The 17,187-nt window shown below is 43.3% G+C and carries 8 protein-coding genes; 2 read left to right on the forward strand and 6 right to left on the reverse strand.

Going from position 1 to position 17,187, the window contains the following annotated elements:
* Positions 1-253 precede the first annotated feature (253 nt).
* On the forward strand, positions 254-5,101 hold the full coding sequence (locus ACT3QN_RS08670; RefSeq protein WP_444522590.1) for an NAD-glutamate dehydrogenase: 4,848 nt from the start codon (positions 254-256) through the stop codon (positions 5,099-5,101).
* 133 nt (positions 5,102-5,234) lie between these two features.
* On the opposite strand, the gene ACT3QN_RS08675 is transcribed toward ACT3QN_RS08670, so the two are convergent.
* The 3 genes from ACT3QN_RS08675 to cysG form a co-directional block, all read right to left on the reverse strand.
* The gene (locus tag ACT3QN_RS08675) at positions 5,235-9,161 is read right to left on the reverse strand and encodes an AAA family ATPase (RefSeq protein ID WP_444522589.1); all 3,927 of its coding nucleotides are present in this window, start codon (positions 9,159-9,161) and stop codon (positions 5,235-5,237) included.
* Between the two features lie 79 nt (positions 9,162-9,240).
* A complete protein-coding gene (locus ACT3QN_RS08680; protein WP_444522588.1) occupies positions 9,241-10,923 on the reverse strand; it encodes an exonuclease SbcCD subunit D C-terminal domain-containing protein in 1,683 nt (560 codons plus the stop codon).
* A 172-nt stretch (positions 10,924-11,095) separates the two neighbouring features.
* Complete coding sequence (cysG, locus tag ACT3QN_RS08685) at positions 11,096-12,736, reverse strand: siroheme synthase CysG (RefSeq protein ID WP_444522587.1); 1,641 nt, start codon at positions 12,734-12,736, stop codon at positions 11,096-11,098.
* A 293-nt stretch (positions 12,737-13,029) separates the two neighbouring features.
* Here cysG and ACT3QN_RS08690 point away from each other — a divergent pair, with 293 nt between their 5' ends.
* The gene (locus ACT3QN_RS08690) at positions 13,030-13,770 is read left to right on the forward strand and encodes an SDR family NAD(P)-dependent oxidoreductase (RefSeq protein ID WP_444520805.1); all 741 of its coding nucleotides are present in this window, start codon (positions 13,030-13,032) and stop codon (positions 13,768-13,770) included.
* Between the two features lie 131 nt (positions 13,771-13,901).
* Here the strand turns inward: ACT3QN_RS08690 and ACT3QN_RS08695 are convergent, their stop codons facing one another.
* The 3 genes from ACT3QN_RS08695 to ACT3QN_RS08705 form a co-directional block, all read right to left on the reverse strand.
* Entirely contained in the window at positions 13,902-14,540 is a 639-nt protein-coding gene (locus ACT3QN_RS08695; RefSeq protein ID WP_444520806.1) for a phosphoadenosine phosphosulfate reductase domain-containing protein, read from the reverse strand.
* An 84-nt stretch (positions 14,541-14,624) separates the two neighbouring features.
* The gene (locus ACT3QN_RS08700; RefSeq protein ID WP_444522586.1) at positions 14,625-15,245 is read right to left on the reverse strand and encodes a DUF934 domain-containing protein; all 621 of its coding nucleotides are present in this window, start codon (positions 15,243-15,245) and stop codon (positions 14,625-14,627) included.
* Positions 15,238-16,929, reverse strand: coding sequence for a nitrite/sulfite reductase (locus tag ACT3QN_RS08705; protein WP_444522585.1), 1,692 nt, complete (start codon positions 16,927-16,929; stop codon positions 15,238-15,240). Before ACT3QN_RS08705 ends, ACT3QN_RS08700 begins: the two co-directional genes overlap by 8 nt.
* Between the last annotated feature and the right edge of the window lie 258 nt (positions 16,930-17,187).

Below are 17,187 nucleotides of genomic sequence, written 5' to 3' on the forward strand. Positions count from 1 at the left end.
ACTTTAGCTCGCGCCTTATGTGCGTTACACTTCACTATATTGGTGGTGTTAAATTCTGATGACTATATATTGATAAAAAATAAGAGTAAAAAAGGAGAAGAATTCTAGTCGTTATAAAAATAAAATAAGTCGCGTGAATGGATATACTGCACCGTTGCACCAATGATGAATAGGTAGCAATAGTAGTCAATATAAATCGATAATCTTAAATAAATAAGTGTTAAACCAAATCTATAAAAAAAGGACATAAGAAATGCCAAACTCTCTCAGTATCGCAAAAGAGCGCATTAGCCAGATAAGCGATATTGCTACCAGTTATGTACAAAAAGACAAATCGCTATTTGATCATTTTATTCATAGCTATTATCAGCCGTTGCATCAAGAAACTGCAGAGGCGATTAGTAATGCTGACTTGGCGGGCATGGCGCTACACCACTTTACACTACTCAAAGCTTACAATGGCAGCAAGCCGCAGCTGACAGTACTAAACCCAGCAGCAGAAGAGCAGCACTTTCACAGCTCACATACGGTCATTCAAATTGCAGCTTATGATAGACCATTCTTAGTTGATACGATTTTGATGAGCCTTGAAGCTGAAGGTATCGATGTTCATCGTACTTATAACATCATTATCAATGTTGAACGTGATGATAATGGTGATATTACGCATATCGAAGGCGCACATGAAAGTGCTACTTCACATATGTCATTGATTCATTGTGAAATTGCTTATCAAGACGATGCAGACTTAGAAGCGTTACAACAGATGCTCATGTCAAAAATTGACACGCTTGATACCGTCGTTGGCGATTGGAAACAGATGCGTGCACAGTTAAATGACATTAAAACTGAGCTTTCGACTAAGCCGCTACCAGAAGTATTCTACTCACAGCAAGAAATCCAAGCATTTTTGGATTGGATCTTAGACGATCACTTTATATTCTTAGGATATCGTGAATACCGCTTAGAAGGCGGACAGTCTATCGAAGTGACTGCTGAACCAACCGATCTGGATTTATTTGCGATTGGTAATAGTGGCCTTGGTCTATTACGTGGCTCTGAAAAAGACAAACTATCAGAAAGCTTCAGCCAATTGCCTAGAGAGTTAAAGCAATTGTTGACTGAACCACGTGTGTTGATGCTCTCTAAATCCAGCCGTGTATCACCTGTGCATCGTTCAGTATATATGGACTTTTTGGGTATTCATAAGTTCGATGACAATGGTAAACTAATTGGTGAATACCGCTTTGTTGGCTTGCTCACGTCACAAGCTTATCAGCTGACAGTACAGCAAATACCACTATTGCGCGAAAAAGCCAACAAGATTATGGCAATGGCAGACTTGCCACGTGACGGTCATGCTCACCATAAGATGATGCATGTGATTAACACGTTACCACGTGATGATTTATTCCAAGCCAGCGTCGAAGAACTATACCCAATTGTTTCGGGTATTACTCAGCTACAAGATAAGAAAAGCTTACGTCTGTTTAGCCGTATCGACCATTATCAGCGTTTTGTTTCGTGCTTGGTCTATATCCCACGTGACAAGTTCAACACTGAGCTACGTATCAAGGTACAAAACGTCCTAAAAGACGCCTACAACGGTATGTCTTCAGGGTTTACCACTGAGTTCAACGAGTCTGCACATGCTCGTGTGCATGTCCACGTACGTACCGTGCCTGGTCAAGTAAATGACGTCAATATCGCCACACTTGAAGCCAAATTGTCGGCACTCATGCAATCGTGGGATGACAATTATCAAAAAATGCTACTCGACAACGTGGGTGAGCAACAAGCCAACGCTTTAAACCGTCGCTTCTTAAACTATATTCCTGCTGCCTACCAAGAGCGTTTTGATGCTCGTACTGCAGTCGAAGATACAAAGCGCTTGGCTGGATTGACCGCAGAGAACCCAATGCTTTGGCACTTGTATCGTTCAACGGGTGACGCAAACAACCAATTACATCTAAAATTGTACGGTCGTGAACAACCGGTTATCTTGTCAAAAGTATTACCAATACTTGAAAACTTTGGTGTGTCAGTTATCTCTGCGCAGACCTATGAGTTTGATCTACCAGAACAACCTATCTGGATGCAAGAATATGAGCTAACGCTAGAGCATGTCGATACTGTCAATATGCAAGTAGTGCGTGGTCAGTTCGAAGACAGCCTTAAACAAATTTGGGCAGGTCGTATTGAAAGTGATTCATTCAACGAACTGGTACTAACGACTAAGCTCGATACCTATGATGTCGTTGTATTACGTGCATTGTCTCGCTATATGCTGCAAGCTCGTGCGCCATTTTCTGGTGCTTATATTCAGCAAACGGTGGTCAAAAACAGTGATATCAGTGTAGCGTTAGGTAGCTTGTTTGACGCGCGCATGAATCCTAAGTATAGCGAAGCGGAGCGCCAAGAAAAGGCTGCTACGATTCAAGAGCAAATCACAACTGCGTTAGCAGATGTTGATAGCTTAGACGAAGATCGTATCTTGCGCTGGTACTTAGATTTGATCAATGCAATGGTGCGTACCAACTTCTATCAAACAGATGAAAGCGGTCAACGTAAAGATCGTTTGTCGTTTAAATTCTTGGCAGCAGACATTCCAAACTTGCCTAAACCAAAGCCAATGTTTGAAATATTTGTGTATTCACCACGCGTTGAAGCGGTACATTTACGTGGTGGAAAAGTCGCGCGTGGCGGTCTGCGTTGGTCAGATCGTATGGAAGATTTCCGTACTGAAGTACTTGGTCTTGTTAAAGCACAGATGGTCAAAAACGCAGTCATCGTTCCTGTGGGATCTAAAGGCGGCTTTATTGTAAAGACCAAAAGTATGGCTGATGGTCGTGAAGCATTTCAGGCTGAAGGTATCGCTTGCTATCAGACATTCTTACGCGGCATGCTTGATGTCACAGACAATATTATAGATGGCAATATTGTCCCGCCAGCCAATACGGTACGTCATGATGAAGACGACCCATACTTGGTTGTCGCAGCAGACAAAGGCACAGCCACGTTCTCTGATATCGCCAATGCACTAGCAGCAGAGTACAACTTCTGGCTAGATGATGCCTTTGCATCAGGTGGCTCAGTAGGTTATGACCACAAAGCAATGGGTATCACAGCTCGCGGTGGATGGGAATCGGTTAAACGTCACTTCCGTATGCGTGGTATGGACATCCAAAACCGTGATGACTTTACCGTGGTCGGTATCGGTGACATGAGCGGTGATGTATTCGGTAATGGTATGCTGCTATCGACGCATACTAAGTTAGTTGCTGCCTTTAACCATCTACATATCTTTATTGATCCTAATCCAGACACCGCCGCCTCATACGCTGAGCGTGCACGCTTGTTTGAATTACCACGCTCATCATGGGCAGATTATGAAGTATCGTTAATCAGTCAAGGTGGTGGTATCTTCTCACGCCAAGACAAAACCATCGCTATCAGTCCTGAGATAAAATCGCTCTTTGATATTAGTGAAGACAGCCTTGCACCGAATGACTTGATTAGTGCGTTACTACGCGCTCCTGTCGATCTTATTTGGAATGGTGGTATCGGTACTTATGTCAAAAGTGCGAACGAAACGCATGCTGACGTTGGTGACCGTGCGAATGATTCACTACGTATTGATGGTAATGAGCTACGTGCAGCCGTCGTTGGTGAAGGTGGTAACTTGGGTCTAACTCAGCAAGGTCGTATCGAATACGCTCAAACCGGTGGACGTATCTATACAGATGCAATCGACAACTCAGGCGGTGTTAACTGCTCGGATCATGAAGTCAATATCAAAATCCTACTCGGCAAGGTAGTTGAGCAAGGCGATATGACAATTAAGCAACGTAATGAGCTGCTTGAGAGTATGACCGACACCGTAGCGGAATTGGTACTGCGTCAGAACTACTTGCAACCACAAGCGATCGAGCTGAGTCAACTTCGTGCAGCAGCTAATCTGAGTGATCATCAACGCTTTATTCAGATGTTAGAAGGTGAAGGGCGTTTGGATCGTGCGATTGAGTACCTACCATCAGATGAAGAGATTGCCAAACGTCAAAAAGCAGATACTGGTCTGACCAATCCTGAGCTAGCAGTGGTCTTAGCCTACGGAAAAATGTGGATTTATGACAACTTATTATTGTCTGATTTGCCAGATGATCCGTACTTTATCAATGAGCTACGCAAGTACTTCCCAGATGAGCTTGCTTCACGCTTCTTTGATGAGATGACTGAGCACCGTTTGCATCGTGAGATTATCAGTACTTATTTGACCAATAGTGTGGTGAACCGTTTAGGTATTGAAGCGCTGTTCCGTCTCTTTGAGGAAACCGATCAATCACTAGCAACTATTGTACGTGGCTATGCGATTAGCCGTGACGTATTCAATATATCGCGCGCTTGGAAAGCACTAGAGGCGCTAGACAATCAAGTTGAGGCGACATTGTTGTTAAACCTTGAGCTACGTTTACGTGATTCTCTTGAGCGCGGTGTGGTCTGGTTCATCAATGCCTTCGGTCAAAACTTGCAAGTCGCTGATATGATTAGCCGCTTTAGTGAAAGTGTTGAAAAACTGACTAAGCCAAGTGGTTTTATCGAGCAGCAGTTTGCGCAATATCTACAAGAAGATACTAAGCGCTTGATGCAAAAAGATCTGTCTGATAATGATGCTACGCTATTTGCGATGCTACCGTATCATGTCGATGCACTTGATGCTGCATTGCTTGCTGAGCAATATGAACGTCCTGTCGATGAGATTGCAACCTTATACTTTGAAGCTTACCAAGTGTTGCAGTTAGATTGGATGATGGAAAATATTGCGAGCTTACCACAGCAAGATTATTGGGATCGCCGTGCCCGCCATGCGTTAGTGAACGAGCTGTCGCGTAGCTTGCGCCTACTAATGGATGTGGTACTCTCAAAACCAGATGCCAAGCAAGCATTTAGTGAATGGAGAGCAAGACACGTTGATCAGCTTGCAGCAGTTACAACAGAGATGAATAAGTTAGATGAGCTGCATAGCAACGATGAAGAAGGTCAAATCGGTTTATCAACATTGTCGGTATTGATGAGTGAGCTTAGTGGTTTAGTCACTAAGTAATGAAATAATATCAATCCCAAACTTCCTCATAAAAAAACCACCGTTCTTAATGTCCGGTGGTTTTTTATTATTTAACTAAAAATTGTTTAATTAAAAATAGAGTAGAAAGCCGTCAACTGTCTGGCTTAATTTGTTATGACGCTTTTTCACTAACGACTTTACGACAGCCTTGTCCGCTAATTTGACTAAACCCACCAGAGATTTTTTCGACCTTAATTTGTGTCAAGATACGTTCTTTTAACGCTTGAACGTGAGAGATAATACCGATAATTTTACCTTCTTGTTGTAGGCTGGTTAGAGTATCAAGCGCGATATCAAGCGACTCTTCATCTAGTGTGCCAAACCCTTCATCCAAAAATAACGAGTCCACTCGTATATTTTGACTGGCCATTTGTGACAATCCTAGTGCTAATGCTAGGCTAATGATAAAGCCTTCACCGCCTGATAGGTTTTTGGTGCTGCGGATATCACCGCCCTGATAATCATCAACCACGTTAAGCTCTAATGCATTGTCTGCATCATGGATGAGTAAGTAGCGATTGCTCATTTTTGCTAGCTGTTTATTGGCATGGTCAATCATCACCTGAAAGGTTAAGCCCTGCGCAAAAGTACGGTATTTTTTGCCATCTGCGGAGCCAATCAAATCATACAACTGTTGCCAGACTTGCATGGTCTCTTTTTGTGCAGCGATAGCAGTGTGCTGCTCGCTCTGTACGGTTTTTTGCTGCTCATTGGTTGTGAGCTGTTGTTCGATAGCGCCCAATGCACCAAAACGATTATCTATCTCTATCTGTAGCTGGTTCTGCTTGTCAGTGAGTGCGTCTCTTGGCTCATCAGTCAAAGGATTGGCAAGCTGTTCATCCAATGATTGCTGTGTGGCTTGCAATTGCGCTTTGGTCTGGTTTAATGTTTGCTCAATACCGAACTGGCGGTTTTTTAGATCATCACGCGTCTCTTTTGGCAGTCGTGCCTGCTCAAAATCCGCCTCGCTTGTAAACTGCGATTGTGCCAATAACGCGGTAAAATTCGTTTGCTGCTCATTAAGTGTGGTCATAGCAATATCAATATCGTTTGCCAATTGCTGCGCGCGCGATTGTGATTGCTCTAGCAACTGTGCCGCATTATCTGCCTGCCGTTGTACGATAGCTGTCTTGTTTTTTGCCTCATCTAGCGCTGTGTGTAGTCGATTGCTCTCGTGATCAGGGTTTTTATCTGCAAATAGCGCCTCTCTTTCTGCCTGTAAGTGCTGATGCGTTTTAGTATGCTCGCTAATTAAAGTGTCTAATTGCTGAAGTGCGGCTTCTTCACTTGCCAGCTGATGTTGCTTGGTATCAATTTGTGCGGTGATACTGCTTAGACTATTATTCAGCTGATGCTGCTGGTCGACTTGCTCATTAAAGGTTTGTTTTAATTCCTTCAGCGCACTGCTTTTCTGGCGTAGTTGATCGATGTGAGTGTCACATTCAGTCTTACTTAATACTGCTTGCGTTTGAATACTATGATGCAGTTGCGAGAGTGCCGCCTGAATGTCTGCGCTGTTCGGTGCTGTATTCAAATATGCTTTGTATTTATCAATGGGGTATTTATCTACTTGCGCGCAGACCACCGTAATAATAGGCGCCAATTCAGCAAAATTAACATTAATATGGTTTTCTATACCTTCAATTTTTTGTGATATCAATTTTATATCAGTCGTTATGCTGTTGACCTCATCAATCAGCGCCTGTTGCTGTTTTTCATCGGTCTCAATCGTTCTGTTAAGCGCTATAATCTGTTCTGCCTGAGCATCATATTCAGTTAGTATGGTGTGAGTCGACTGCTTTTGTTGATTGAGCTTCTGCTTGGTGTTGTTTAATATCGCGGTAAAATGCTTAATATGAGCCATATCAAAGACATTGGCACTTTTATAAAAGTCACTCATCTCAGTCAGTGGCTGGATAATCTCAGCAAGCGCTTGGGTATATGTATTTTGATTAGGCAGTATTGAGACCAAAACAGACTGCATATCACTGGCTAGAGTTGTGGATCGTGTCTGCAGGTATGCCAATTGCTGCTGTTCGCTATTGATGGCTGATTGTTTTGTCGCATGTTTAATATTATCGTTAGATAGGGTCTGCTCGATATTTTCGATCAACGTATCTAGATCATCTATTTGCTGCTGGGTTTGTTGCATTCGCGACTGAGATTTATCGCCGTCTGTATGCTTATCTAATAATGGATGATCCTTACCATAAGGATGTTCATGCGCGCCGCAAAGCGGGCAGGGCGTACCGTCTTCTAGCTCTATGATGTAATCTTCAAGCTTGGCGACTTTCTGTAGTAGTCTTAGATGCTCCTGTTTTTCTTGCTGCTTGGATTTGGCCCCTTGTAAGTTTGACCGACGTTGGACAATCGAGTCTGCTAACGTAGCCAGCTCTTTATTTAGTGCTGGCAGTGTCAGGTCAATCTGACTGATTTGGTCAGATAATTCAGATAAATGCTGTAGCTTAAAACGGACTTGCTCAATATGAGCGCTTATTTGACCAATCTGTTCTTGCTCGCTGCGCATACTCGCAACCGATTGGTCTTTCACAAGAGCGTCTTGCTGCTGTTGTAAGCTGGCAAGTTGCGTGTGTTGCTGCGAGATTGATGACTTATCTGTCTCTAGTTTTTTTGATAATGTATCCGCATTGTCTTGTTGCTCACGCATTTTCTGATGCTGTGTGGCTTTGTCTGCTGTTAGGCTGATATTACTCGTTAAAAGCGTTTTTAATCGAATACAGTTGTCATTAAAAGTGGGTATGTCGCTATCTAAATTATTGAGCTCTGGGTAGTCGCTAAAGTATTTTTTTATGTGGTTAAGCTGACGTTTAATATCACTTTCGGTTTGTTGGTGTGTGTCTATCTGTTGACGTAAGTTCTGCATGCTAGTAGCAAGCATGTTTTTGCGTTGCGTGTCGTCTGCTAACAATCGGGTTTGCTGATTAACTTTGTTATCTAGATCCCGCACTTTTGTGATAACTGGCAGGGTATCATTCAGTGCTGTTGTCGCTTGCGCCTCTATGGTGGTAGCAGTGTGCAACTCATTATTAGCTTTTAGCACAGAAGCCTGTTGCGTTGGTAGTTCCTGAGTGATGGTGGTGTTTTCTATCTGTAGGTCTTGCACTTTTTTTCGGCTATAAGTCAATTCTCGAAACGGACTGTCAAGCTCTAATGCTTTATTGGCAGCATCCAAACGCATGGCTTCTGACACAAAGTCTTGCTGCGCTTGCAATGCGTCTGCCATTAATCCTTGGTGCTTGGTCAGATTTTGCTGTAATTCTGTGACTTTATCCAACCATTGTAGTTGGTCGCTCACTTCCTTAAAGGCTTTGCGCTGTACGGCTTGCTCCTGCTTGAGAGTGGTTAATTCCACGTGCAGCTGCGCCTCATCTTCATCACTTAATAAGGGTAAGCTGTCGATGCCGGCTTGTAGTTTGGCCAGTTGGTTTTCTTCGTGTCGTTTTTTTTCAAACACGTTTTTAGATATCTCGGCATAAATGGCTGTACCAGTGATTTTTTCTAGAATGGCCGCTCTGTCAGCGACATCGGACTTTAAAAAAGCGGCAAAGCTACCCTGTGCCAGCATGATGGAACGGGTAAACTGGTTAAAATCCATGCCAATTAAGTCTTGGATATAGACGGCTGTTTTTGATTTTTTTTCTTCTAATACCTTTGCGCTTTTGACATCACTGATTTCATGCTTGATGGGCAGCAAATTACCTTTGGCTTTTTTGCGCGCTCGATGCTGATACCATGAGCAGCAATAATGCTTATCACCGATCTCTATCACTACCTCGGCTGAGCACTCGCCTGTACCTTGGGTCATCATCTCATTGGCTGAGCCCGTAATGTCACCCAATCTAGGAGTTCGGCTATATAGTGCCAAACAAATCGCATCTAAAATGGTGGTCTTGCCAGCGCCCGTTTGCCCTGTGATGGCAAATATACCTTCATTAATAAAAGCGGCATTCGTAAAGTCGATGTGCCATTCACCTTTTAGCGAGTTTAGGTTTTTTAGTCGTAGTTCAATTAGGCGCATGGTTGGGTCTTATCGTTATTGGAACAGTTGTTATTTTAAAATAGGGGTAATACTTCAAAGAATGCTACTTAAGGTTTTATTATTCAGCCTGCGTATCGTTGTGATGAATGTTATGAATAATTTGTGCGTAAGCATCACGTAAGGTCAGCTTTTGCGCATCTGTCACCTCATTAGCACTCAAACAACGCTCAAATACTTGCATCTCATTTAAGTCTTGTAAGGTTTCAGAAGCCGCCTCTTGATTCAACACCTTGTTATAAGTACGAGGGTTTTTGATTTTCAACACCTCACAGGGCAAGCCATCGACCATAACTTGAATCTGTTCACGTAAGTCACTGACAATATCGTCACCGGTATAAATGAGCTCAAGCCAAACCGATTCGCTCGGTGCTAAAGACTGAATGGTGCTGTCGATTGTTTGTTGAATAGTCTGCAAATCGCCAGATATTTGTGCCAATTTTTGGAATTTTGGAATAGGTAAAGATGACAATTGCATCTGACGTTCAGCATCATGGTAGAGTAGTTGAGCAGCGAACGCAGAAGTTAAAGGCGTTGACTCTGAAATGCCGATGATACTCTGAGCTATATCTGTTTGGGTGGCCTTTTCTTCGATATTATTGTCTTCACTACTATTCTCTGCTTCAATACCGATGTCTTCTTGAGCGCTGTTGTTAGTCTTTCCGCTTGATATCGACTCGTCTGTTATTACGTCATCAAAACCAAATAAGTCATCGATAAAGTCTGTTTGACTGGCTGCCTTTTTGGTCATGGGTTTTTCTACTGATATCTCAGGCTTGGCAGATGTATTACTAAGCTGAGCCATATCGGAGGTTAGGTTCGACGCTGGAGCTTCATTTGTACATTCATGATGGCTTTTATTATCAATATTATCTTTAATATCGTCTAATGTTGCGCCAAATTGTATCAGTAAGACCTGTTTTTGCTGCTTGGCTTCACCAAATCCCATGGCAATGGGTGAGCCTGAATAGCGAATATGCTCGCGCGCGCCCACACGCTGCGGCACATGCAAATGCCCCAGTGCGACGTAATCAAAGCACTCGTCGAACATTTCGGCAGAGATTTTACCCAAATTACCAATATATAAGTCACGCACGCCATCATCAGCAGTGGTGCTACCACCTGAGGCAAATAAATGACCAGTAGCAATAATAGGAATTTGACGATTGTGTGTTTTGATAATGGTTTGCTGGTACGATTTGGCAATGGCTGCTACGGCATCATAATGCGCGCAAATGCCATTAATCACGCTGGCGTCTTTACTGTCCATAGACTCGCCAGCACCGCTACTACGAACATCGCGGTCGCGCAGATAAGGTACCGCTGCGATAATACAGCTGGGAACGTCTTGAGCATTATTTAATAACAGCACTTCATCGTTGACATCATCGCAAGCCGTACCGATCACATGCACGTTTAAAAACTTTAGGATTTGACTGGGTGCGTCTAAAAATGTTGGGGAGTCATGATTGCCTGCCACGATAATAATATGTTGGCAGCAAGATTTTGATACCTTACCCAAAAATTCATAGTACAGCGCTTGGGCTCTATTGCTTGGGGTCATGGTGTCGAAGATATCACCAGCGACAATTAATACATCGACTTTTTGCGTACTGATGGTCTCTTCAAGCCAGCTTAAAAAAGCTTCAAATTCGCTATAGCGAATATATCCATAAAGCCGTCGTCCTAAGTGCCAATCGGATGTGTGCAAAATGGTTAATGGTACGGCAGCGAGTACGGGCATAGTGGCACTTAATATAATTGGCTAAATGAGGAAGGGAATGCAGTGATTATTTTAGCAAGAATTTTTGATATTTGCGCTGTTGCCAAAACAAAACCCTACCAATAATATATTGATAGGGTTTTATTCTTATTTACGACTCAGCGTTTTTCAGCTTCAGCTTAGGAAGGAAGCGCTAGTCCACAATCAATTGCTCCAGACCGTCTCCTTGCTGCATTGCAAGATTCGCGACCATAGAAAGTGCATGGGCTTGTTGGTCTATTGGTTGTTTTATGGCTTCACCTCTCGATCCTTCACGCAACCAATTGTTAGCTATGTCATCACTGTTTTGACTGTGCTGCTGGTTTTGCAAATTATACCAAGCCAAATCATGATGCAAGCTAACCACATCACCCATAATGAGGAGGGCAGGCGTTGGCAATTGTGCTTGCTCTTGTTTGGCAACAATCGTTGCAAGCGTACCGGTTAATACCTGTTGATTGGGCATACTCGCATTAGAAACGATAGCAATCGGCGTCTCGCGACTACGACCAGCGTCAACCAAGCCTTCAGTCAAACGTGCCAGCGAGTGCAGACCCATATAAAATACGACCGTTTCATCAGTATTTAAGAAGCTCTTAAAGTTACTGTTGGGTGCACCAGCTTTTAAAAATCCTGTCACAAAACGCACTGATTGTGAATGGTCACGGTGAGTTAAAGGAATTCCTGCATAGCTAGCAGCAGCATTGGCAGCAGTGATACCTGGAACTACTTGGTATGGCACATTGTTTGCTCGTAAGCTTTCGATCTCTTCGCCGCCACGTCCAAAGATAAATGGATCTCCACCTTTTAAGCGTACGACACGGCGACCTTGTTTGGCATGATTAACAAGTAGCTCATTGATGCCTAATTGCGCAACTGTATGGTTGCTACGTTTCTTACCGACAAATACTTTGTCAGCGTCACGGCGACATAAGTCCAAGACCTGCGGTGAAACCAGCGCATCATAAAATACTACATCGGCTTGCTGCATCAAACGCAGTGCTTTAAATGTCAAAAGTTCTGGATCACCAGGGCCTGCACCAACGATATAGACTTCGCCGACTGCTGTGCCTTCTTTTTCTGACTCATGTGCTAGCGCAGGCGCATTCGTATCAGGTTCTTTCACCGAGTTTTTATCTTCGCTGTTTTGGTGAATGGCAGCGGCAGTACGGTCCAAGTCCGCTTGCAGTTGGGCAGTGGCTTCAGTCTCATTACCTGCAAACATCAGCTGGCTGACTTGACCTTCAAATGCGCGCTCCCAAAATTGACGACGGCCAGTAAGCGTTGGTATCTTAGCTTTTACCTCATTGCGGAAGTCACCGGCCAGCTTGGCTAATTTACCATAGCCTTGCGGGATTAGGGTCTCAAGACGTGCCCGTAGTAGACGTGCCAATACTGGCGCTTTACCATTTGATGAGATCCCAATCACGATAGGATTGCGATCGATAATGGCTGGAAAGATAAAATCACATAAATGCGGGGTGTCGACCACATTGACTGGAATGTTTAGCTCAGTCGCATCTGCATGAATTTGGTGATTCAGCGTCTCATCATCGGTCGCGGCAATGATTACCCGTGCGCCTGACATATAAGCTTTATTATAATTCTCATAGATAAATTCATGCTTATCTTCAGTGAGTAAAGCTTGTAGCTCGTGGCTGATATCGGGCGCGAGAATCGTGATACAGGCACCTGCACGGCTGAGCAAGTCCGCTTTACGCAGTGCTACTTCGCCGCCGCCCACGATGAGCACTTTACGGCCTTCTAATTTAAAAAATAGCGGGAAGGTGTTCATAGTGTCACCATATATTTAATTGTTTATTATGAAAGGTAGAGAAGGTATAAGGGATGCCGCCATTATGAGGTATCACAGGCATACTCTCACGTAGTGAATTGGCATTAGTATATTCGTTTTTGAAATATTAATTGATATTTTTCTTGCTAATAGGAATAGATGAACTTACTTGCTCAAATGAATAAGTAATCTAACACACGCTAACACCTCCCAAAATTAAGTTGTGCTAGCATGTCTTAAGACAATTAATCGTATATCAATAATTAACAATAATTCAAAAGAGTAAGCATACTATGAAATTACAAGACAGAGTCGCGATTCTATTTGGTGGCACATCAGGGTTAGGTGAGGCGACGGCCAAAGCGTTTGCTAATGAAGGCGCTAAAATAGTCGTTACAGGACGCGATGAGGAAGACGGCAATCGAATCGTCAAAGACATTAGAGATAATAATCAAGACGCCATTTTTGTCAAAGCTGATGTGACGGAAAAGAACGACATTCAAGCCGTTGTTGACCAAGCATTAAGGACGTATGGTCATATTGACATTTTGTACAACGGTGCTGGTATTCATGATACTTATGACAATGCTGTTGAGCTAGAAGAGGATTTCTACGATGAATTGATGGCGATTAATGTCAAAGCGCCTTATCTGGCTTCCAAAATGGTGATTCCGCATTTTATTAAGCAAGGCGGCGGCACCATTATTAATGTTGGTTCGCAAGCGACACAAATGGCAGGACCGGGTGGGTCAGCATATGTGACATCCAAACACGCTATTTTGGGGTTCTCGAAACAATTGGCTTTCGATTTTGGTAGTCAGGATATTAAAGTTAATACATTGTCGCCAGGTTTTATAAAAACACCAATGACTGAGGGTATTGACGATGAACGTCTAGAGCGTATTCCTGCCGAACGTGCTGGCAAGCCTGAAGAGATTGCTGCACTTGCTGTGTTTTTGGCATCTGATGATTCTAATTATATGCAAGGCGCTAACGTTTTGATGGATGGCGGTTGGGTGCTAGGTCGCAAATAACTTTAATAGTTGCCAACATAGTCGTCAACAATAACGAACGGTACTTACGTATCTTCCCAACAATAAAAAAGCCCTCTCAAAATGAGAGGGCTTTTTTATTGTTGCAGAGTGCTGTGAGCGGTTATCAAAGATTATAGCTGAGTATGCAAGCCACACTCACGGCTTTCTTCTACTTTCGTTGGATCAAAGTAGTCATGCTCGTTTGGTAAATTGTTTTCCTCTAAATATACATCCAAATCAGCATCAGTTTTTTCAAACAATGGCGCTACTTTTAGTACACCGTCTTTTGATAAGCTAAGTACATCAAGACCTTGGCGAAACTCAGTTTGGTCTTTACGAATAGCATTGAACCACACATCTGGTTTTAGCTCATCTAATGCACGGCGGAACGGCTCAAGTTTAACTTGCTCAGTGAACTCATCATGCTGTGGGTTGTCGATACCTGGAATGCCATTCATCGTCGCGTCACGGTGTGCAGCTGTTTGTTTAGGAATATAAGTAACAACGTTTAGGTTCAAGTCATGGATAAGCTTGTTGGCAAACTGATAAGTAGCGTCAGTGTTGTAGCCTGAGTCTACCCACAATACCGTGATATCAGGGCGCTGTTTAGCAACCAAATGCAAAATCGCTGATTCATACGGACGGAAGTTGGTCGTGATGATTGGGTTTTTCGCTTGAGTCAATGCCCACTCGACGATTTGCTCAGGTGACTTACCTTGCAGGTCTTGGTTGGCTTGATCAAGATCTAGGTTTGGGTGTAGTTGGCTCATAGTACGTTCCTTAATTATTGTTAATGTAAAAGTGTTGATTGAAAATATCGGGTATTACTATAAAAATTATGGTCCATGCAACAGCTAGGCAACTGAAGGCTCTGATGACTGCGCAAACATCGGTAAATCTGAGGCACTTCGACCATCATAACTACTAGCAAGGGCAGTAAAGGCTTGCTCAATACCGAATTTAGAGTCAGCTTCTAGATCATGCTCGCTCAATACAAAGCTATTAACGCCTGTACGTAGCATATAAGCAATTTGATCACGGCCAAAATCGCCAGCTACTCGAATCTCACCTGTATAGCCGACTTGGCGCAGCGTACGTGTAAAACTAAAGTGACGACCATCAGCGAATTTCGGCACATCAATCACGATAAGCGCGTGCGTTGATAAGAACTCACTAAGATTTTCTAGTGCATCAGCGTCAGTATCCGCAGTAACCCACAATCCAAGGCGGCTACTGTGCTGTACGATTAGCTCATAGACTTCTTTGATCAGGCCACCATTCTGTGCGCCTGATTCGTCCAATAAATCAGCGAGCGGCACGATGACGTCAGGTTTTTCTTGTTTTTGTAATAGCTCAAGTAACGTAATATTGGGCGATACAATGCTCTCAGGTAGTGCATCAGTAGTAAGTACATGCCACGTATCTTGACTGCCAATATCGACGCCATGACTGTCCAAAATATGGTGATTAGCCATAGACCTTCTCCTTAAATGGATCAATACCAACGCGCTCAACTAATTGACCAAAGCTTTCTACATCATTGTCAGTGCTGGCACGTAAGTCTACGTAGACATCAACGATCTGCTGTATGGTATTGGCAACCTCAAGAGCAGGCACAGATTTTCCTAAGATTTTGCCAAGTTTGGCATCGTCGCTAGAGTTACCGCCAAGACTGATCTGGTACCAATGCTCACCTTTTTTATCAACACCCAAGATACCGATATCACCTGTATGATGGTGCGCACAGGCATTAATACAGCCAGACATGTTCAGACGAATCTCACCCAAGTCATATAGATAGTCTAGGTCATCGAATTGCTTTTCGATTTGCTCAGCGATGTTATGTGTGGTCGCATTGGCAAGCGAACAATAGTCCCAACCTGGGCAGACAATCATATCTGTTAGGGTATTGATGTTTGCGCGTGCTAAATGTAGGTCAGATAGCTGCTGCCATAACTCATAAAGATGGTTGGTCTGTACGTCAGCGAATACTAAGTTCTGTTGATACGTACCACGCAGCTCACCAAAGCTGTATTTATCAGACAAATCAGCGAGTGCATCCATTTGTGAGTCACTAACATCGCCGGATGGTACATATTTACCATCAACCAAGCCCGCTTTAAGCGAGATTACGACTGCACGGTAACCTGCTACTTTATGAGCGACAGTGTTTTGGTTATACCAATTGGCAAAGTCTTTATCAGCGTTTAGTTGCTGTTGTAGCTCAGACTGTACTTGTAGTGCGTCGAACGATGCATAGTCAGGCTCACTAAAGAAACCAGTCGCTGTTGCAAAGTTCTCATCCGTCAAGGTAAGTGGGCCGTCTTTGATGTGTGCTTCCCATTCAGCATTGACCAATTTGGCAAACGCTGGACCGCCCATGCTTTCGACCAAAATTTTGATACGAGATCTGTATTTGCTGCCTTTGTCACGGCGGCCATGCAAGTTATAGACACGCAAGATGGCGTCTAAATAGCTCAGCAAATGCTGCCGTGGCAAGAATTTATTGATAACTTTACCAAGGACAGGAATACGTCCAAGACCGCCACCAACCAATACTTCAAAACCAATCTCACCGTCATCGTTGGTTTTTACGTGTAGACCGACATCATGTACTTGCGTTGCTGCACGGTCATCATTGGTGCCGATAACGGCAATCTTAAATTTACGTGGCAAAAAAGCAAACTCAGGGTGGAAAGTTGACCACTGACGAATGATTTCACAATAGGGACGTGGGTCAGCGATTTCTTCTTTATGAATACCAGCATATGGATCGGTCGTGGTATTACGAATACAGTTGCCTGAGGTTTGGATGGCATGCATTTGTACCGATGCCAGCTCTGCTAAAATATCTGGCACATCTTCTAGCTTTGGCCAGTTCAGCTGAATATTGGTACGAGTCGTAAAATGCCCATAGCCTTTATCATACTTGCGGGTAATCTCAGCCAATTTGCGCAATTGGTAGCTGGCAAGCAAACCGTAAGGAATGGCGATACGCAACATCGGAGCATAACGCTGGATATACAAACCGTTTTGCAACCGCAATGGCAAAAACTGCTCTTCTGGCAACTCACCTGCCAAAAACCGCTCGGTTTGGTCGCGAAATTGAGCAACTCGTTCCTCTACCAAAGTCTGGTCAGCGTAATTATATTGATACATGACGTAATCTCAGTTTTGTTTTTAATCTTAAAATCAGCGACGAAAATGATTTGCGTGTGTAATAGGTTTTATTGCCGTTCGCAATGTAAATAATTCAGCTATACATCATATAAGCTTGTAGTCATAAACATAAATTCCTTTCAGACATATCCATATCCAAACACAGCATAAATTTTCATAACGAAAGTTAGGTAGCCTATGCGTATCAATTTTAATGTCCAATCGTTAGCACGCTATTCATTATCTATCGAGGGCTTT

This window comes from Psychrobacter sp. AOP7-C1-14 (assembly GCF_052376135.1).
GTDB lineage: Bacteria > Pseudomonadota > Gammaproteobacteria > Pseudomonadales > Moraxellaceae > Psychrobacter.

Coding starts and splice junctions, on each gene's coding strand:
- ACT3QN_RS08695 (WP_444520806.1), bottom strand. CDS start 14,540: ATGAGCCAACTACACCCAAACCTAGATCTTGATCAAGCCAACCAAGAC.
- ACT3QN_RS08675 (WP_444522589.1), bottom strand. CDS start 9,161: ATGCGCCTAATTGAACTACGACTAAAAAACCTAAACTCGCTAAAAGGT.
- cysG (WP_444522587.1), bottom strand. CDS start 12,736: ATGAACACCTTCCCGCTATTTTTTAAATTAGAAGGCCGTAAAGTGCTC.
- ACT3QN_RS08680 (WP_444522588.1), bottom strand. CDS start 10,923: ATGCCCGTACTCGCTGCCGTACCATTAACCATTTTGCACACATCCGAT.
- ACT3QN_RS08670 (WP_444522590.1), top strand. CDS start 254: ATGCCAAACTCTCTCAGTATCGCAAAAGAGCGCATTAGCCAGATAAGC.
- ACT3QN_RS08705 (WP_444522585.1), bottom strand. CDS start 16,929: ATGTATCAATATAATTACGCTGACCAGACTTTGGTAGAGGAACGAGTT.
- ACT3QN_RS08690 (WP_444520805.1), top strand. CDS start 13,030: ATGAAATTACAAGACAGAGTCGCGATTCTATTTGGTGGCACATCAGGG.
- ACT3QN_RS08700 (WP_444522586.1), bottom strand. CDS start 15,245: ATGGCTAATCACCATATTTTGGACAGTCATGGCGTCGATATTGGCAGT.